This is a genomic window from Fructilactobacillus vespulae (genome assembly GCF_047324295.1).
Taxonomy (GTDB): domain Bacteria; phylum Bacillota; class Bacilli; order Lactobacillales; family Lactobacillaceae; genus Fructilactobacillus; species Fructilactobacillus vespulae.
On the sequence record NZ_CP137138.1, the window covers coordinates 43,666 to 62,575 of the forward strand.

Below are 18,910 nucleotides of genomic sequence, written 5' to 3' on the forward strand. Positions count from 1 at the left end.
CTGCTAAATTAAAAAGGCTTCACTAACTTGATTAGTGAAACCAAATTAACTATGCTAATGTACTTCCATTTTCTAGTGAATCGGCAACTGTTACCAGTTGAACATCACCATTTTCTTTTTCCACAGAAAGAATCATTCCTTGACTTAGTTCACCACGAAGCTTAATTGGTTTCAAGTTAGCAACCACAATTACTTTTTGACCCACTAACTTATCAAAGTCTGGATACCATTTAGCGATTCCAGAAACAATTTGACGATTACCGTTATCACCCGCGTCCAATTGGAAACGAAGTAATTTATCGGCCTTCGGTACTCGATCAACTGCTTTAATTTCTGCAACCTTAAGTTCTAATTTTTCAAAATCAGGGAATTCAATGTTATCTTTTAAGTTTTTAAGCGTTGTTACCCCGGATTTTTCTTCTTGTGACTTTTTCATTGCCGCACGACCCTTAGTCTTATCTGAAACGGTCATCTTATTCTTAATGTAGTTAACTTCTTCTTCCACATCAACTCGTGGGAAAATTGGTTGACCACTCTTAACTACTTTGTGACCACTCTTCAAGTCTGCTAAAGCAACGTTTGCAATTTCCATCTTTTCATCAGTTAAACCTAATTGTTCCATGATACTTTGAGCTGCACTAGGCATCATTGGACTAATTAATACTGCAATTACACGTAAACTAGCTGCTAAATGAGCCATTACTTGTTGCAATTGAGCAGCAGCAGCTTCATCATCAGCTTGTTGCTTAGCTAATACCCATGGTTCAGTTTGGTCAATGTACTTGTTGGTTTGAGAAACTAACTTCCAAACTGCAGATAATGATTCGGATAGATGATAAGTATCCATCAATTGGTGGTATTCATCAATAACTGCTAATGCGGTGTTTTGTAAATCGCGGTTTGCTTGATCATCACCGGCAACATACGCTGGAACCACACCATCTTCGTATTTGTTAATCATTGCGACCGTTCGATTTAAGAGGTTTCCTAAATCGTTTGCTAAATCAAAGTTAACCCGGTTAACAAAGTCTTCTGGAGTAAAGACCCCATCTCCTGCAAAAGGAACGGCCTTGATTAGGTAATAACGAGTTGCATCAAGACCATAACGAGCGATTAAATCTTCTGGGTAAATGGCATTTCCCTTAGATTTAGACATCTTACCGTCTTTCATGGTAATCCAACCATGTCCGTAAATTTCTTTTGGAAGTGGTAAGTCTAATGCCTTCAAAATAATTGGCCAGTAAATACAGTGGAAACGAACAATTTCTTTTCCAATTAATTGTAAATCAGCGGGCCAGAATTTTTCAAAATTGGTTTCGTCAGCACTATCGTACCCCAAGACATTGATATAGTTAGTTAAAGCATCAATCCAAACGTAAACAACGTGTTTAGGGTTAGATGAAACTGGAACTCCCCATGAAAAAGTAGTCCGAGAAACGGCTAAATCTTCCAATCCTGGTTTTAAGAAGTTGTTAATCATTTCATGCATCCGTGAACTAGGTTGGATGAAATCAGGATGGGCTTTGTAGTAGTCCATCAACCAGTCAGCATACTTGCTCATCTTGAAGAAGTAACATTCTTCGTTAACTAGTTGCACTTCGTTTCCAGTTGGTGCCATTCCACCAGTCACGTTACCTTCATCATCGCGATATACTTCTTCTAATTGTGATTCAGTAAAGTATTCTTCATCAGAAACTGAGTACCAACCAGAGTATTGACCTAAGTAAATGTCACCTTGATCAAGTAGTTTTTGAAAAATCTTTTGCACTGCTTGAACGTGACGGTCATCCGTAGTTCTAATGAAGTCATCGTTAGTTATATCTAATTCTTTCCAAAGTTCTTTAATTTGACCAGCCATTTTATCAACGTATTGTTGTGGTTGTACCCCTAACTTTTCGGCTTTTTGTTCAATTTTTAATCCATGTTCGTCAGTTCCCGTTAAATAGAAAACATCAAAACCAGATTGACGTTTATATCTAGCGATTGCATCTGCTGCCACAGTGGTATAGGAGTTCCCAATGTGTAATCTACCTGATGGGTAGTAGATGGGTGTCGTAACATAAAATGTTGGTTTCTTCTCGGTCATGTTGCTTCTCCTTTATCCTTTTAATCGTAATTGTTAATGCTGAAAATTCGTTAAAAAATATCAAATTCTACTTTAAAATAAGTTTAACTGTTTTGCAATTCGTTTGGGCTTTTTTAGCTTTAAAATTTCTTCTAATTGTTGGGCATTAGCCGCGGCATCTTTTCCCGTATTATTGTTAAAGATAACCACTACTTTTGCTGCTCTTTTTTCCAATCCCAAAATGAGTTTCGCTAATTTTTCTAATTCTGGTTGGGAATAGCGGTAACGATAACGTTCCCGGGTCCCTTTCGCCCATTCCCGCTCGTTTTGACCGTGTAAGCGTACATAGACCAAGGCTGGATTCGTGACCACCGGATTTATTTTCATCCCGTTTAACGTAGCGTGCGGTTCATCAACCACTACTTCAGTTATGTGCAGACTCTTTAAAAAGTTATCAGTATCTTGACCAATCTCTGGAGCTTGCCACGTGGCGTTACGAAATTCAATTGCCAGTGGATAGTCGACTAGTTCCCGTCTAACCAACCGCAAGTATTGGATGTTTTCGTAGTTGCACAGAAATGATGGTGGAAATTGAAACAAGATGGTTAACAGTTGTCCCGATTCCACTAGTGGTTGAATTGCCGTTTTAAAGGTTTGAAAAAGCTGTTGACGTTGCTCAGCATTAAGCGGATCTTTCCCACGTTGCGGCGTCTTGGTCATTTCAAAATTAGCTTTCACAATGAACTTAAAGTCCCTAGGAACTTCCGCTGCCCATTTTTGCACCCACTCTACTTTGGGAATCGCATAAAATGAGCTATCAATCTCAACGACCGAAAAAAAATCCGTATATTCCGGCAACGTCAATTTTTGTTTTTTGCCATCCACTAAATCAGGATGATCAGTCCACGTCGTTAATCCTACTTTAATCATTAGCTAAACCCGTAACTTTTTAAAGATATCCACGGCATTACCCTGTTCCATTATGAACGGCTCTGGTAAGTTTAATTTTTCTTGGTTAATTACCAATACCTGGGCAGCCGGATTACGATAATCTAACAATCCAGCAAAGGGATAGACTCTCATTGAGGTTCCTACCACCACAATTAAATCTGCTTTTTGTAAGGAAGTGACGCTATCCATCACTACTTGTTCGTTAATCCCTTCACCATACAAAACTACGTCTGGACGTAAGATTCCCCCACAATTTTCGTGAATCATACTGTGTCGATACGTCGCCAAATCGGTTTTGACACCACATTTTTGACAATAAATCCGACCTAGGTTGCCGTGAAATTCAATCAAATTCTCCGTGTGCGCTTTTTCGTATAAATTATCGATATTTTGCGTAACCACGGTTGCTCGAGCAGCTCTAGTAAGAGCTGCCTGCTTCTCATGAATCACATTGGGTTGCGCATCCGGATAGTCTAAGTTGCTAATTACATAATCATAAAAAACAGCTGGTTCTTTTACCAAGCACTCATGACTTAAGTAATACTCAGCCGGCTTACTCGTCTTATCATTCGTATACAATCCGTTTTTAGAACGATAATCCGGAATTCCAGATGGGGTCGAAATTCCCGCTCCGGTTAAAAATACAATTCGCTTAGAATTATCAAATAGACTTTGAATATCAGTCATGAAAAATCGCCTCTTTTATCTAATTAAATAAGGAATCTTCAATTCATCAAAGAGTTCTTTTACCGTTTTATCATAAGTGGTTTGCATAAATTTTGCTCCCACCTTTTCGCCTTGAGGTCCATCAATTACAAATGAATTTTGGTCATCCGTAATAGTAAAACCAACGTAAGCTCGTTTAAAGGTAGTTTTGTCCTTCAATTCAGAATGGTAAAGTTTGAAAACTTGACTTACCTTTAAGCCCAATTGACGTTCTGAAAAGATTGAAGTTACCATCGCAAAATCAGTTAAGTGCAATTCTGGTAAATCCCAAGCCTTCATTTGGGCATCAAAAGCCTTAAAGAGTTTAACGACGTTACGGCGAACAGCAAATGGAGAATCGGTCACTTTTTCGGTAATGATTTTGTATAACCGCTTGGCTGCTTCGGTTGCAATGGGGAAGTTTTGCACAAATACCGTTTCATTATCTGCAAACTTATCGCCAAAGAAGACGATAGCATCTAAAACAGTCACTACTCTGACAATCATTTCGTTATCAACTTTACCTTGTTCTGGAGTGATTGCTTGTCGAACTCCTTTGATAAATTCTTGTTCGACTTGTTCATTAACCAATCCGTGTTTTCGTTGTTCGGAATAAACCACGAAGTGCGCAATGGTATCAAATAATTCCGTTCCAATGTAGCGAATTTGTTCATCTAGTTCAGAATCATCCGTAGTTAGTGGGAAATATACTTGTGGAAAACCACGCAGGGTCATCAATAGATGCAACAATTCATGGGTGGCAATAAAATCTGGTTCGGTTTGATCACTAATTTGCACAAATAAGTTTTTACCATCTTGCATCACTTGTGCTTGATCATGACGAATATAGCCTGATTTAAGGTTCCCAATAAATTGAACTTGAACATCTCCCGGGAAAAAGTGAGCAACCATGTTCAATAAACTTTGCGATTTCTTCCCTAATTCTAATTCTTTAGCCACGTTATTCAGCTCCTTTTATTTTTTTCAATATTTTCTGGGTATTTTCTAAGTTTTGTTCTGAAGCTGCCAATTGGGCTAGTTCAGTAACCACTTTTTTGACTTCATTTTCTTGAGCGCCTGCGGTAATTGCCAGCGACTTTAGTTGTAAACGCATATGACCGCGTTGAATTCCATCCGTTACTAAGGCTTTTAAGGCAGCCAGGTTTTGTGCTAATCCAACGGCTGCTAGTAAATTCATCATTTCTAGTGCCGAATTAACGTTTAAAATTTCGTAGTTAATTTTGCTCATTGGTAAGACGTGCGTGGCTCCCCCAACGATTCCAGTTGGAATTGGTAGTTTAATTCTTCCCTCTAAACCTGCGTCAGTCACACGCCAGTTTGAAAGCCCTTTATAAGAACCCTTTCTCGCTGCGTAGGAATGAGTAGATGCTTCAACTGCTCGCCAATCATTTCCCGTAGCAACTACGACGGCATCGATTCCGTTCATAATCCCCTTGTTGTGCGTTGCAGCACGTTTGGGATAGATGTTGGCAACGTTTGCGGCCTCTTCAATTTTTTTAGCGACCTCTTCTCCGGATAATTCTCCTCGTTGTAATACATCAAAGGGAACGATTCCAGTGGCAACCACAATGTTGTAATCACCATAATTAGAAAGAATGCTCATCAAAACTTCTTGACCGAGATTGATTTCCACCATTTTGGCAACTGCTTCTAGCATGGAGTTAATGGTATTAGCTCCCATTGCATCACCCACGTCGACGAATAACTCAAATGAAACGTGTTCTTCATCAATCATGTTGAACTGAATATCTTTAATCCCACCATGATTTACAATGCTTGGATGAGCATCTAAGGCAGTTTGAATTAGAAATTCTTTGTGTTCATCAAACCACTCTTGAATTCCTAAAATATTATTGGTTTTTAAAATCACTTCTCCAGTTAGAACCCGACCTTCAGCAGTGGCCGTAATCCCACCACCATCCAAGAGCATCTTAGCTCCATTACTGGCAGCAGCAATCACAGACGGTTCTTCCGTTACCATTGGAACCAAGTACGACTTTTCGTTCACGCGAAAGTTCGTCGCAATTCCTTCTGGAAGACCGTAATCAGTTAAATAGTTTTCAATTAAATCATTACCGACTGCTTCAAAATTATTTTCGACCGTTTTTAAACTAACCGGATCTAATTGGGTTGCCTCGGCAATCAATGCCAATCTTTCTTGGTAACTTTTTTTGAAAAATCCACTAAAATTTGTCATGTTAATTACTTCCCTTCGCGCAGTCCTTAACTATTTTTAGAAATATATTCGTTAATGACTCCTTCACGAACGCCACCTTCAGAAAAAATCACGCGTTTAGAATCGATGAAATCCATAATTGAGGTTAAGTTAATTAATCCGCCCACAATTACATCTGCCCGGTTACCTTCTAAACCACTAATTTGACGTCGTTCTTTTAAGTTATCGTTTAAAAATAAACGCATCGTGGCGTTAACTTGTTTTCTAGTTAGCTGATAATTTTGGATACTATCAATATTTTTAAAATGTTGATGTTGTCGATTAATCCGTGCCAGTGTTCGAGCTGCCCCACCGATTAACACAATTGGATAGTGCATGGGATGACTCATCCAACTAATCTTGCTGTACATCTCAATAATGTATTGTTGGGCAGCAAATAAATTGGCTGCGGCAATGCGATCTTTTAAATTAAAATGTTCAGTCATTTTAACGGCCCCAGTTGGGATACTAACGTAATTAATTGGTTGTTTGTTGCGCACATGAACAATCTCCACACTAGCACCACCAATATCCATCAAAACGTAATCTTTAACTGAAACGCGATCCAAGACCCCTTCAAAATCATAGTAGGCCTCTTGCTTTCCAGTTAAAACGCGAACTTCAATTCCTACTTCCTTTTTAATACTTTGTAAAAAGTCCCGTTGATTTTGCGCCTGTCTTACCGCTGCAGTAGCGATTGCGGTCACGTCAACGTTGGGAATCTTTTTATAGGTTGCTTTGAATTGTTTTAGCGCCGCCACCGTTCTTTGCATGGCTGAAAACTGTAAAATATTTTCTCTTCCCATGCCTTCTGATAAACGCGCATCATTTTTCATTCGCTTAACTTCTTGGTATTTACCGTTAGAATCAATTTGATAAATGGCCATTCTCACTGAGTTCGAACCAATATCAATAATGACAAAATTCTTCATTAGAATCCCTCCATAATTGGTTTGAACTAGTTAAAATAATTAACACCCATGGCATCGCGAACTTCTTGAAGCGTTTTTTCTGCAATTAGATTAGCCTTCTTGCTACCTTCTTCTAGAATTTGGTAAACCACTGCTGGTTTTTGTTCAAATTCTTCACGACGTTCTCGAATGGGTTTTAAAATTCCTTGAAGGACTTCATTTAGGTAAAGCTTAATCTTAACATCACCCAAACCACCCTTTTGGTATTGATCCTTTAATTCCTGAACTTTTGCTTTATCATCCGCAAAAATATCTAAATAAGTAAAGACAACGTTGCCTTCTACCTTACCGGGATCTTCTACGTGAATGTGATCAGGATCGGTGTACATTGACATTACTTTTTTCTTGATGGTTTCTGCATCATCTGATAAATAAATACAGTTATTTAGTGATTTACTCATCTTGGCATTTCCATCTAAACCAGGGATTCGACCTTCACCCTTGGGTGGGAAGTAGCCTTCTGGTTCCACTAACACATCTTTTTGGTACGCATTATTAAAACTACGAACAATTTCTCTAGTTTGTTCAATCATGGGCTCTTGATCATCTCCCACGGGAACAATTTTAGCTTTGAAGGCAGTAATATCTGCGGCTTGGCTAACTGGGTAAGTTAAGAACCCAGCTGGCACGCTTTCATTAAACTTCTTTTGTTTGATTTCATTTTTAACGGTTGGGTTTCTTTCCAATCTGGCCACTGAAACTAAGTTCATGTAAATCATCGTCAATTCATTTAAAGCTGGAATTTGAGATTGGACAAAGATGGTTGACTTGGCAGGATCGATTCCTACGGCTAAGTAATCAAGGGCTACTTGAAATAAACTATTTCTGATTTTTTCTGGATCACGAGCATTATCGGTTAAAGCTTGCATATCAGCAATCATAATAAAAGGATCATATTCACCGGTATTTTGAAGCTTAATTCGATTTTGTAATGATCCCACAAAGTGTCCAATGTGAAGTTTTCCCGTTGGTCGGTCTCCGGTTAAAAAAATTTCTTTATTTGTCATAATATTTTCCTTTCTAGTAAAAAAGCGTCCATTGATAAAAAATCAATAGGACGCAGTCGACGTGGTACCACCTAAATTGCATATAAAATGCCACTAACAATTATAAGGTAATCACCCTTTTAAAACTCCATTTCGCATCGTCCGATCATCTCAGCAAATCTGATCTCTCTGTTGGTTGACTCTGCTACTTAATATATTGTTATTTTAGGGGTTTTAAGGCAAAATGTCAAAGTACAAAGCAATTGACAGCGGTATTTTTTCCAACTAGAATTATGACCGATTGAAAGCAAGGAGTGAATAATTTGGAAAGAAAAGATGAGCAAGCAGAACAACAACGTGTCTCATTTATATCAGAACTACTAACCAATAAGATTACCACCACCATTCAAGAAGTAGAGGCGGCTAAAAACGAAGCGCAACAGGTGCAAAAAAACTATGGGATCAATACCTCCGTTAACTATTTAGAAGCGGATGACCGAATTGAAACCAAGGCCGATTTGCAACAGCAACGAAGCTTGGTTAATAAGGTAGTTGAAGACGAAAACATTGTCCAAAGACAACTGGCTACCTACAAAAGTCTCAAACACTCTCCTTACTTTGGCCGAATTGACATTAAAGATGCAGATTTCCCCGATGTTGATCAACTCTACATCGGAACTGCTTCGCTAATTGACGACAATGGTGAATTTTTAATCCATGACTGGCGTGCCCCTATTTCAAGTATTTACTACAATGGGGTCTTGGGGAAAGTTAGTTACGAAACCCCAAACGGCATCCAGCAAACGGAACTATTGAAGAAGCGTCAATTTCAAATTCATGATGACAAGATCATCAATATGTTTGACACTAACGAAACTGTTGGTGATGAAATGTTACAACACGAATTGAGTTCCAAGAGTTCAGAGCAACTTAAAAATATCGTTGCCACGATTCAACGTGAACAAAATGACATTATTAGAGACACTAAGAGTGATTTATTGGTCGTTCAAGGAGTCGCCGGATCTGGAAAAACATCTGCCTTACTACAACGGATTGCCTTTTTGCTCTATCATAGCCGGACAGAATTAAACGCTGAACAGATTATTTTATTTTCTCCTAACCTGCTCTTTTCTAACTACATTAAAGACGTTTTACCTAGTTTAGGAGAACGAAATATGCGGCAAGTTACCCTGGCAGAGTTCTTCTCCCGACGGTTAGAAGGCCTTCGCGTCCAAACTCTATTCAGTCGCTTTGAAACAGAAAACCAAAATGATGCTATTCACGAATTTAAGGGTAGTCAAGCATTTATTGAACAAATTGATCAGTATCTGCAAAATCTGGCTGGTGAACAACTCGTCTTTACCGATATTTATTTTCAAGGCGATATTTTCTTTTCTAAGAAGTTAATTCAGCAAATATACACGGATTTAAACCCGCAATTACCTTTTGCGGATAAGTTGTTAAAAACCAAGAATAAGTTGATTAAAACGCTTAAGAAGCGGATTCACGTCGAAGCAGAAGAGGAATGGGTTCTCGTTAAGTTAGATTCACTATCAGATGAACAATACCATTATTATTTAGGTGAAAAAGATCCCAGTGAATTCACTAGCTTTGATGAAGAGCAAGCATTTATTGCTAATAAAATTGCTAAAGAAGAATTACGGACAGTCTACAATGCTATTTTCAATAATAATTTTTGGGACGCTCATTCCCAATATCTGGAGTTTCTAAAATGGGTTAAGGCACCGGTTCCCCAACAACAATGGGATGTGGATATTTCAGAGTTCAAAGAACAATTTGAATTTCATCAAATTCGGTTAGCGGACGCTGCTCCCCTCCTTTACCTTCGTGATCGTTTTACCGGTGAAAATAAAAATAATCGAATTAAATTCTTATTTATCGATGAGGTCCAAGACTACTCAATTGCAGAAATAATGTATTTGAAACTAATTTTTAATCAGGCTAAGTTTAATTTGATCGGTGATAGTGAACAAGCGCTTTTTAAGGATGTGGAGACTGCACCTGTATTATTAAAGAAGCTCAGCAATGCCATTTCCGTTAAAAATGCCCGTCTCATTAATTTAAATCATGCTTATCGCTCTACGTTGCAAATTACTGAGTTAGCTAGTTCATTACTAAGCGATGGCGATAAAATTCAGGCGTTTAATCGAAACGGTGAACTTCCCCAGTTATTCATTACTAACACCGACTTAGAGATGGAAAACACCTTAAAGTCGATCATTAGAACGGAATTAGAGAACAAAGACACCGTTGCGGTTATTACTAAAAATCGTGCTGAGGCAGAAACCGTTTTTAATATCGTTAACCGTGAATTTGATTCCCTACTGGTTTCTAATTCAGCTCGCTCAATTGATAGTCAAGTAGTAATCCTTCCCATCTATTTAGCTAAGGGAATGGAATTTGATTCCGTGATTGCTTGGGATGTTTCAAAGAAAAACTATTCCAACGTTCATTCGCTAGGAATTCTCTACACCATCATGACTAGAGCAATGCATTCGCTTAATCTTATCTGTAAAAATACCATTTCCGATTTGATTCCAGAAAAAGCCTTTCAACAAAAATTACTCAAAATAAAAAAAGTTGACGATTAGTCAACTTTTTTATTTTGGTCCTTTTTTAATAACTCAGCAATTTCTTTTAAGTAAAGCTCTGATTTAGTAGGAGCTTTAGTCTTACTAGTTTTAACGTTCATTTTATTTAAGAACTTAATTATTAGAAAGACTACAAAAGCCACAATCAAAAAGTTAATTACAGCATTTAAAAACAAACCGTATTTAAAACTTGCTGCCCCAACCTTAACTGATAAAGTTGAAAGATTAATTTGACCTAAGAAAATACCAATAAATGGATTAATAATATTTTTAACTAAGGAACTAACGATTGAAGTGAAGGCAGATCCAATGATAACACCTACTGCCATATCGATTACATTCCCACGTGAAATAAATTCTTTGAATTCTTTTAACATTTTTTCCTCCATCTGCTACCAAATATGTAAGTAACTATTTTTTTCAAAGTCAATTGGCAGCTTAACGCTACCGAATATATTAACGACTTGTTTCATTATATTAGTTATTAGTAATTCTGTAAAAACTAATATTCCAATTTATGTATATTCTATTTTAATTTTAAGCTCATTTCTAATCTAATTTTTTTAATTTACACCGTTTGTACACAAAAATTAAATTTTTACAGTGAAACGCTTGTTAAGCCACGTTTTTAAAGTCGTAAAATCTTATTAAACAGAACTTAAAAGCCGCTTCGGAGGTTATTACTTGCTGTTAAATCAACGTTTATAACCATTTTGTACACATTGCGTACACGTATAACTGTCTATTTTAAGTGAACAATATAATGCTAATTATTTAATCCTTCTTTTAAATCATTAATTCCTTTTTTTACATTTCCTTTTGCTTCATCGAATGATGCACTTTCAATATATTCATCAGTACCTTGCTTCATAAAATATTTACTGTATCCATTAATGATATTGTAATAATTATTTGTCAATAAATATAGATTAGCTTCGGAATCATTTTTTATAGATAGTCCTCTATTTTTTAAAATATCAATTTGATTTTCTATAGTTTTAAAATTTTTATCATTAATCAAAAAACACCCTCCATCTAAAATAATGAAGAGTGTTTAATCGCGACGGTCTCCTTAGAGATACCGTAGCTCATTCGTAACTTCATTATATATAATTTTAAAAAAACGTCAACCGTTTACAAACTTTTTTTATTATAAATTATACTGAATAATATATCAATTTATCTAAAGTAAAAAAGCCACTAGATGAATAGTGACTTTCTTACCACCAGCCTTAGCTGATTAGCAATAATAAATTTTATAATCACCGAAGTGATAATAATAGATTATCATAGTTATTAAATTATCGCAAAATAAAAAAGCCCACTCGATTAGGAGTGAGCTTAATTATCATTAGCAAAAACATATTTTATTTAATAATTCATCTAAAGCGTATCACATTTGGTTACTTTCCGCCTTTTCCTTTGCCCTTACCTCTTGATTTGCATTTAGCCATAGTTATCATCTCCTTTCAATGGTTAATTATTAACGGTAATAAAGGATAGCTTGACCAGGATAAATAGTGGCGTTCAAATTCCCATTAAATACATCTGGGTTATTGGCAACCACTGTATCTGTTCGATCACCAATCTTTTGAGAAATAGCATATAAATTGTCGCCATCTTGGACCGTGTATGTTTTTTCATCTAATTGGTTAAATGTCATACCACGATCATTAACAGCTAATTCTTGTCCAGGATAAATAGTGGCGTTCAAATCCCCATTAAATACATCTGGATTATTGGCAACAATTGTTGCGATACTATCACCAGTCTTTTGACTAATAATAGTTAAATTGTCGCCATCTTGAATTGTATAAGTTACAGGTTTCCATTCGGGAGTTGGTTGAACGTTATCTGGTTGTAAAGCAACTACTGGTTGATCTGATTGCTTGTTTCCTGCAATGATGTTGTCAAAATCATATGAAGCGTCTACTCCGTTCCAATTATCAGTAAATTGCCATAATTTTACATTATCAACACCTGGTTCTGATCCACCATAATTGGCTACCCATAATAATGGCGAGATAAGACGGTCCTTATCAATGCGCCCGCTGGTAAACCAACTTGCCATTGAATATGTCCCAACTTTCTTAATTCCTGCATCTTTAACAGCATTTAACCAAGTGTTACAGTCATCTGTTGCTGATGATGGATTATTATCACTATCTTCCTCATCAAGGAAACTAACGGTATTATTTTTGTCTAAACCTAGTCTATTAAATGTTTCAATGAAGTTTTGAGCCTCAGTAAGCATGTCATCATGAGCATAAGCATATGAATAATGATAAACATGAACGTTTAAGCCAACCGCTCTAGCATTATTAATTTGTAATGCAGCCAAAGGGTTTTGTGAGTAAGGATGGCCTTTTGAACCTGCTGTAATTTGGACAATAACGGCTTCTGCACCGTTGTCTTTTAGTCCTTGAAAGAAAGATTGGGTGTAATCTTGAAACTTAGCCACATCTACTACAATTGCATTTTCTGACATTATTTAATTCCTCCTTTGGTTAATCCTTTATCGATAAGTGTGTCTGCTACCTTTTCTGCATAAGGCTTAATATCAATTTCTTTGCCGTTTTTAAGCATTTGGTAGGAATATTCTACATATTCTGAAACAGATTGAGCATCAATCTTTACATTGTGTTGTTGTACCCATTCAAGTACTGACTCTTCTGCTAATTTTCTACGTGCATCATTATCTAATCCAGTTTGTTGCGAAGCGTAAGTGACTGCTCTTTTAGTAGCATTCAAAATATTATTTTCTTTCTTGTTTAAATGCATTGAATCAATCAAAGGAACTAATAATTTAATTAACACACCAGCAACCACAGCTAATACGGTTGGATCTAAAAATACTTTTAAATAACTCATTATTTTTCTCCCATTTCTTCTTTTAATCTTTCAACAATCTTTGTTAGTTCACTAACTTGTATCTTTAATTGACTAACTTGTTCTTTTAGCTCATCTCTCTCATCAATAGTTGCATCTAGTTTGTCAAACAACTTTTCAGTATGGTCGGCATAGATTCCTTCTTTTTGGGCAGTTGAGTTGTTTTTTGCGGTAATCCATGCGACTGTTCCAGACCCTACTGCGGTGACAACAGCAACGATAATATCAATAAAATTCATGTAGTCTTACCATATTTGAGCTCGCCCAAAACTCTAAAAATGATGAATAGAATAAAGTAACTAGTTAATCCAATTGGACTTCCAGTACGAATATCGTGCCAAGTAAACACTGCTAAATAAGCTGACCACGCGGCTACTTGTAACGTTAATGCCCAACGATGAGCTCGATAAGTCTTAATATCATACATACAAACTACAACTCCAAAAGTCCCAACTGAAATTAAGATGCAAAAAACAATTGGGTCTTGTGCATGAGTTAAAAAAGTACGGATGTTATTTGGTTCTGAAAACACATCTCTAACGGATGAAAGGAATAATCCTAATACAATCATTTCAATGCTTGTAACTGCCAAAAATCGGTCATTAATCAAGTTTCTAATCATCATTTCACCCCCTTTCATTGCAAAATAAAAACACCATTAATTTTTGGTGTTTACAATAGCGTTATATTCGTCTTTTGTGATGTCGCCTTTATCTAGTGCGTTTTTAATATCATCGTCGTTAAACTGACCCCAACCATATAGCATTTTCAAAAATTCGAAAGTGTTCAAATTAAGAACCCCCGTTCATTACTTTACGAGCTAAAAAAGCGATAGTTGCTTTTAAGTTTTCGTTTTCTTTTTTTAGTTTAAAGTTTTTAAAATCTCGGTGTTGCGATTCGATTAACTTACCTTCAACAAAATAAAATTCAAAATAACGTTGTTTAAAATAATCAACATAATCATCATTGACTTCGATTTGCGGTAATTGTTCTGGCTGTTGATTTTCATAAACTCCTTGAATCATATTTTGAGTTTGATTTTCGCTCGATACTTTGACAAAATATTTCATTACTATCTCCTTTATTTATTATTCTAATGGCATAGAAGTGTCAATTCTGTAATAACCAGCTCTAATATGTTGCCACCAATTAAAGCATAGATGATCATTGCTAAAAACCAATACCAGCGGTGATCCATTTCCGTCGTTGGGAACAAAAGTAAAACCTTGATCAATTTTCACATTGAATGTCTCACTGTTAATTTGCTCATTACTTCCGCCAACGTTATAGTCTTCTTTAGTTGTAATCCAACCTTTAACAAACAAAATGTTGTTTGTTATTCTGTACCAAAGACCAGCGTCAGCTTGAACTATTGGATGAACTAAATTCATTTTTATCCAACCAGTGTCTTGTTTATATAATTTTCCGTCAATTTTATTTTCTAAATCTTTCATATATCCATAGGCGTCGTCTTTTGTAACGCCTTTCTTAAATAATTCATCTGTTCTATTCCAAGCATCATCAGCTCTTGATTGGGCATTGTCAGCTGATGTTTGAGCTTTATTTACTCTAGTTGAATTATCATTTATTTTTCTATCTGTTTCATTTTTTATCTTTGTAACTGTTTCATTTGTTACTAATGAAACTGGGTCTAAAGACAAATCAACAACTGAAGTATTAGATACTCCAAGCTGAGCCCTAATAGTATATTCAACACGTTCATTATCAGAATAAACCGGCATTAAATATGGAGTATTTGCGGATGAAATGGCAGCTAAAAATTCTTTACCATTATATTCTGCAACAATACCAATTGTATTTAGTTTGTGCTCTTTTGTTACATTTGAGTTAGTAAATACTGATGTAATTGTTAAAATTCCGTCTGTATCATAAGTTGATGAAATATTAACCTTGTCATCAATAGTAATAGTATTAATTAAATCATTTGTTAATCCTGAATAATCTTTTTCATCTATTACATCATTAGAACCAAACATATATTTAAAAACTATTTTATTGTTAGACACATTAGCTGATGTTATTGAACTTGATAACATTTTAGTAATGTACCACGGCTTGTAAACTGTCATTATTTATCTCCTTTATCTTTATTTGTGTAAGAAACGGCATTAATAGAACCAATACCAGCATGATTTTCTTGATAAGGACTATCTGTACTAATATTTAATGCAGTGAACGTTAAGTTGCTTGGTAATAGTCCTCGTAATAAGCTTTGCAATCTTCTTGCAGCATTTGGATCAGTTGTTTCCATAGAAGCGTTGACGTGAAAATTATTTACATCAACATCAAGTTTTGCATTAATATTTAAAGTTTTAATTAATTCTCTGATGTACTTAATCGTTAAAGGTTTAGGCGGTAATAACCTAGCTAATACGTCATAACGCCGAGTTTCTAAATCATAATAAGGATTTCTTGTGATACCAACTAAAGATTCCCAAACTTCAATTCCACGTTTGTCAGCTGTCATTACAAATTGATTCTTTTGCTGATTTTCAAAAATCTTTGTTAAATCATCGATTTCAAATTGTTCAACATTCAAAAGAGTATTCATTTCTAATACATCGCTATAAAAATCAGGTATCAATTCTTTTAATCTAATTGTTTTAGGCATTTACAACAACACTCCCAACCACTGGCAATTCTTGTAACTTATTGTCAAAAGTAAGTTTAATGTCTTTTTCCTGATTATTAATTTTTATCTTTGAAACATTTAAAATTCCTTCGATTTTTAATAATGCTGAAATCAATTGGCTTCGATAAATAATCATTTGATAACTTCTTTCATTTCTCAATTCATTCCATTTAGTTCGTTTCAAACTATCGATGAAATCATTTATCGCTTTAGTTATTTGTGGGTTTAAATCTGACGAGCTCAACCCATCATCCAAATCAATAGACAAGCTAAAATCTAACGTTCTAGCAGTTGGACCATCAACAGTAACCTTATGTCCAATTGGTGCAATTCCATAACCATTTCCTTGATTATCAGTTGGATCGATAACTTCTTGTGTATCTTTAACTAATTTAATACTTGGTATGTTGAAGTTATTATCGACAATTACTAATTTAACCGTTCCGCCACCATTCCAAGTTGGATAAACTTGAACAGCGCCAACGTCTTTCATCGATTTAATAATTTTAATGTAGTCAGATACATTTCCGCCATATTCGGAGAAAACATTTGATTCTAGAATTCGTGTTCGTAATTCATCGTCACTTTCAATATCTCTTGCTGGAACTTCTACCTTGGTTACTTCGCCAAAACCAAATCCATTAATGTTTGAAATTGGAAGAATTTGACCAGTATATTTATTAGCAACTTGACCTACCTCTTCAGACTCAAGAATATATTTACCCGGTAATACTTTTTCAATAACTTGATAATAAATTGGGCTATTTCCAACTGATGAAAAACGAGTTTTCAAATCAATATCAATTGGTTTTCCATTACTGTCAATAAAAGAAGCAGCTACTTTAGCATTAGTAGCTGCTTTTCTTTTCATTCCGCGTTCAATGGCTCGATAGTCTAAAAATTCTCCTACCGCAGTTTGAACGTAACTATTTAAATTCATGTTATAAAAATTAAGAGTAACTTCTGCCATGTTATAGCAGGCAGGTGCTAAAGCATCATAAATAACTGATCCTTCTCGTTTATCAATGTTATCAGGAACACGTTCTAATGCTTTTTGCATAAAATATTCAAAGTCCATTTTTTGTAATTCTTCTAATAACTCATTAGGCGACATCAGATTTAACCTCCTTTTCAATACTTAAATTTCCAAAAATTGTTTTAATATCAGCTTTTACAATTAATGTATTTTTTTCAAAAGTTTCTAGCGATGTAATTTTAACTTCAGTAATTCTCTTATCACTGATAAAAGTTTCTTTTAACATCCGTTCAACTTCCATTTTTGCGTAATCTAATGATTTACCAATTAAATTGTAAATGTCAGTACCATAGTTAGGACTTAACCAAGGAACAGAAAATCTAGCCGTCATTAATGCTTTTTGAATGCATTGACTCATAGCTTCAATCCCATCAACTGTGCTAACAATTCGTCCATTTGATACTTCGTAAGTTTTAGTCGGTAAAACAACTTGTTGCATTTCCTCGTTGTTCATTATGCCCTCCCTAGAACTATAAATCGCTGACCTTTTTGAACTCGGAGCATTCGAACACGATCTCCAACTTGTAATGGTGGAAAAATAACGATATTTCCGCTTGCTGTTCCATTCACGTCTTCTTTATTAGTTCCAACAGGTAAACTAACATTAATCGTTAATCCTTTAGCCTCTGTTGTTAATTCCAAAAATGAACCACTTAATTGAATACTTTGGCTTACCCAAATAGTTAGTGGATTTGTACTCTGTACTTTTCCAAAGACTTCGTCAGAATAATCAGAAGGTTTCCCGCCTGGTGAATTCATTTGCTCGATCAGGTAGTCTCCAGTTTGTTCTGTCATAGTAAAGTAACCTCCATATCCATGGTCCAATCAACGCCAAAATTATGAGTACATGATTTTACTAAAATTCTTTGATTTTGTTTTATTCCTGAATCAAATAAATCAGAAATAGATAAAGATAAACTAGTTCCAGCACGTACCCTAACATCTCCTAATGATTTCAAACTTAACGTCCTAGTTTCTCCATTTTTCTCACGTAGTAAACTATTAGCTTTATCTTGTAACTGAGCTGAATTAACGTCACCACTTACTGTTTCAGCATGTACAAGAGGACCAAAATTATTAATTGATTGTTCATCTTGTGCCGTTTTAATTTCTCGCTCTTTTGTATTTGAGTCTTCATGAATAACTTGAATAATATTACTCATATCTTCAATAGATTTGTCATAACTCCAAGTGGATAAATTAGCACCGTCTCCAATCATCAAATCAGTTTGCATATTCTCCATAGAAACATGCTTTATCTTTCCAAAAGGATCATCAATTAAAAAGAAACGTTGCTGTGTAGAATGCAACGTTTCTTTTATTACGCTATTAATCATATCAAAATAAGTTGCTCCATCAGTTACTTCATCAGCTACTCGATAGCTAGACCTATCATCGATTGAATATTCTAATCTCAAGTCCTTCATAATTCTTTCAAATCTTTCAGCTGAACTAGAAGCCTGCCATACGTAAGTACCAGTACCTTTTAAATATCGAGAGTTAGCATAAGCTGTTATCTCCCACTTTTCATCATTAGTTAATTTTGTTTTAAAAATCCACCCAGTGAAAACTTGATCACCATTCCAAGCAAAAGAAACCTGGTCTCCATTATTTGGAGTAAATGAATTCTTTGATTTAACAAAATTAAATGTTAATTCTGTTGCAGTGGTTAAATCTGTCTTCCAAGTAATATCACTAGCACTGCTTGATACATCTCTTAATGTATTATCAGTCCTACTCCATATTTGAAGTTTACTTATCCTATTACTGAATTTTTCTTTCATTGAATTATAAACCATAAAAACT

The 18,910-nt window shown here is 35.4% G+C and carries 22 protein-coding genes; 1 reads left to right on the forward strand and 21 read right to left on the reverse strand.

Annotated elements, in window-relative coordinates:
• Positions 1-49: 49 nt before the first annotated feature.
• The 7 genes from metG to trpS all read right to left on the reverse strand — a co-directional run bounded on the left by metG (position 50) and on the right by trpS (position 7,935).
• A complete protein-coding gene (gene metG / locus R4B61_RS00215; protein WP_413627660.1) occupies positions 50-2,086 on the reverse strand; it encodes a methionine--tRNA ligase in 2,037 nt (678 codons plus the stop codon).
• A gap of 72 nt (positions 2,087-2,158) precedes the next feature.
• A complete protein-coding gene (locus R4B61_RS00220; RefSeq protein ID WP_413627661.1) occupies positions 2,159-2,995 on the reverse strand; it encodes a DUF72 domain-containing protein in 837 nt (278 codons plus the stop codon).
• Between the two features lie 3 nt (positions 2,996-2,998).
• A complete protein-coding gene (locus R4B61_RS00225; RefSeq protein ID WP_413627662.1) occupies positions 2,999-3,703 on the reverse strand; it encodes an NAD-dependent protein deacylase in 705 nt (234 codons plus the stop codon).
• Positions 3,704-3,718: 15 nt separating this feature from the next.
• A complete protein-coding gene (locus R4B61_RS00230) occupies positions 3,719-4,681 on the reverse strand; it encodes an IpaB/EvcA family protein (RefSeq protein WP_413627663.1) in 963 nt (320 codons plus the stop codon).
• A gap of 1 nt (position 4,682) precedes the next feature.
• Positions 4,683-5,939 (reverse strand): hydroxymethylglutaryl-CoA reductase, degradative, encoded by a 1,257-nt coding sequence (locus tag R4B61_RS00235; RefSeq protein WP_413627664.1) that lies wholly within the window; start codon positions 5,937-5,939, stop codon positions 4,683-4,685.
• A gap of 26 nt (positions 5,940-5,965) precedes the next feature.
• Complete coding sequence (locus R4B61_RS00240; RefSeq protein WP_413627665.1) at positions 5,966-6,889, reverse strand: exopolyphosphatase; 924 nt, start codon at positions 6,887-6,889, stop codon at positions 5,966-5,968.
• Positions 6,890-6,915: 26 nt separating this feature from the next.
• A complete protein-coding gene (trpS, locus tag R4B61_RS00245) occupies positions 6,916-7,935 on the reverse strand; it encodes a tryptophan--tRNA ligase (RefSeq protein WP_413627666.1) in 1,020 nt (339 codons plus the stop codon).
• A 302-nt stretch (positions 7,936-8,237) separates the two neighbouring features.
• Here trpS and helD point away from each other — a divergent pair, with 302 nt between their 5' ends.
• Entirely contained in the window at positions 8,238-10,526 is a 2,289-nt protein-coding gene (helD, locus tag R4B61_RS00250; RefSeq protein WP_413627667.1) for an RNA polymerase recycling motor HelD, read from the forward strand.
• Here helD and mscL read toward each other — a convergent pair.
• From mscL to R4B61_RS00320, 14 genes are all read right to left on the reverse strand, one after another.
• The gene (mscL, locus tag R4B61_RS00255) at positions 10,523-10,903 is read right to left on the reverse strand and encodes a large-conductance mechanosensitive channel protein MscL (protein ID WP_413627668.1); all 381 of its coding nucleotides are present in this window, start codon (positions 10,901-10,903) and stop codon (positions 10,523-10,525) included. The genes helD and mscL overlap by 4 nt on opposite strands.
• A gap of 389 nt (positions 10,904-11,292) precedes the next feature.
• Positions 11,293-11,547: a hypothetical protein gene (locus tag R4B61_RS00260; RefSeq protein WP_413627669.1), complete on the reverse strand. Its 255-nt coding sequence runs from the start codon at positions 11,545-11,547 to the stop codon at positions 11,293-11,295.
• Positions 11,548-12,009: 462 nt separating this feature from the next.
• A complete protein-coding gene (locus R4B61_RS00265) occupies positions 12,010-13,014 on the reverse strand; it encodes a GH25 family lysozyme (protein ID WP_413627670.1) in 1,005 nt (334 codons plus the stop codon).
• Positions 13,014-13,397: a phage holin, LLH family gene (locus tag R4B61_RS00270; protein ID WP_413627671.1), complete on the reverse strand. Its 384-nt coding sequence runs from the start codon at positions 13,395-13,397 to the stop codon at positions 13,014-13,016. The genes R4B61_RS00265 and R4B61_RS00270 overlap by 1 nt, the downstream gene beginning before the upstream one ends.
• A complete protein-coding gene (locus R4B61_RS00275; protein WP_413627672.1) occupies positions 13,397-13,654 on the reverse strand; it encodes a hypothetical protein in 258 nt (85 codons plus the stop codon). Before R4B61_RS00275 ends, R4B61_RS00270 begins: the two co-directional genes overlap by 1 nt.
• Positions 13,651-14,040, reverse strand: a complete 390-nt coding sequence (locus R4B61_RS00280) for a hypothetical protein (protein WP_413627673.1) — start codon at positions 14,038-14,040, stop codon at positions 13,651-13,653. The genes R4B61_RS00275 and R4B61_RS00280 overlap by 4 nt, the downstream gene beginning before the upstream one ends.
• Positions 14,041-14,073: 33 nt before the next feature.
• Positions 14,074-14,205 (reverse strand): XkdX family protein, encoded by a 132-nt coding sequence (locus R4B61_RS00285; protein WP_413627674.1) that lies wholly within the window; start codon positions 14,203-14,205, stop codon positions 14,074-14,076.
• A 1-nt stretch (position 14,206) separates the two neighbouring features.
• Entirely contained in the window at positions 14,207-14,485 is a 279-nt protein-coding gene (locus R4B61_RS00290; RefSeq protein WP_413627675.1) for a hypothetical protein, read from the reverse strand.
• Between the two features lie 18 nt (positions 14,486-14,503).
• Complete coding sequence (locus tag R4B61_RS00295; protein WP_413627676.1) at positions 14,504-15,505, reverse strand: hypothetical protein; 1,002 nt, start codon at positions 15,503-15,505, stop codon at positions 14,504-14,506.
• Positions 15,505-16,047, reverse strand: coding sequence for a putative phage tail protein (locus R4B61_RS00300; protein ID WP_413627677.1), 543 nt, complete (start codon positions 16,045-16,047; stop codon positions 15,505-15,507). The genes R4B61_RS00295 and R4B61_RS00300 overlap by 1 nt, the downstream gene beginning before the upstream one ends.
• Positions 16,040-17,182, reverse strand: a complete 1,143-nt coding sequence (locus tag R4B61_RS00305; RefSeq protein WP_413627678.1) for a baseplate J/gp47 family protein — start codon at positions 17,180-17,182, stop codon at positions 16,040-16,042. The genes R4B61_RS00300 and R4B61_RS00305 overlap by 8 nt, the downstream gene beginning before the upstream one ends.
• Positions 17,172-17,558: a DUF2634 domain-containing protein gene (locus tag R4B61_RS00310; protein WP_413627679.1), complete on the reverse strand. Its 387-nt coding sequence runs from the start codon at positions 17,556-17,558 to the stop codon at positions 17,172-17,174. Before R4B61_RS00310 ends, R4B61_RS00305 begins: the two co-directional genes overlap by 11 nt.
• Positions 17,558-17,899 (reverse strand): DUF2577 family protein, encoded by a 342-nt coding sequence (locus R4B61_RS00315; RefSeq protein WP_413627680.1) that lies wholly within the window; start codon positions 17,897-17,899, stop codon positions 17,558-17,560. Before R4B61_RS00315 ends, R4B61_RS00310 begins: the two co-directional genes overlap by 1 nt.
• Positions 17,896-18,903, reverse strand: a complete 1,008-nt coding sequence (locus R4B61_RS00320; RefSeq protein WP_413627681.1) for a hypothetical protein — start codon at positions 18,901-18,903, stop codon at positions 17,896-17,898. The genes R4B61_RS00315 and R4B61_RS00320 overlap by 4 nt, the downstream gene beginning before the upstream one ends.
• Between the last annotated feature and the right edge of the window lie 7 nt (positions 18,904-18,910).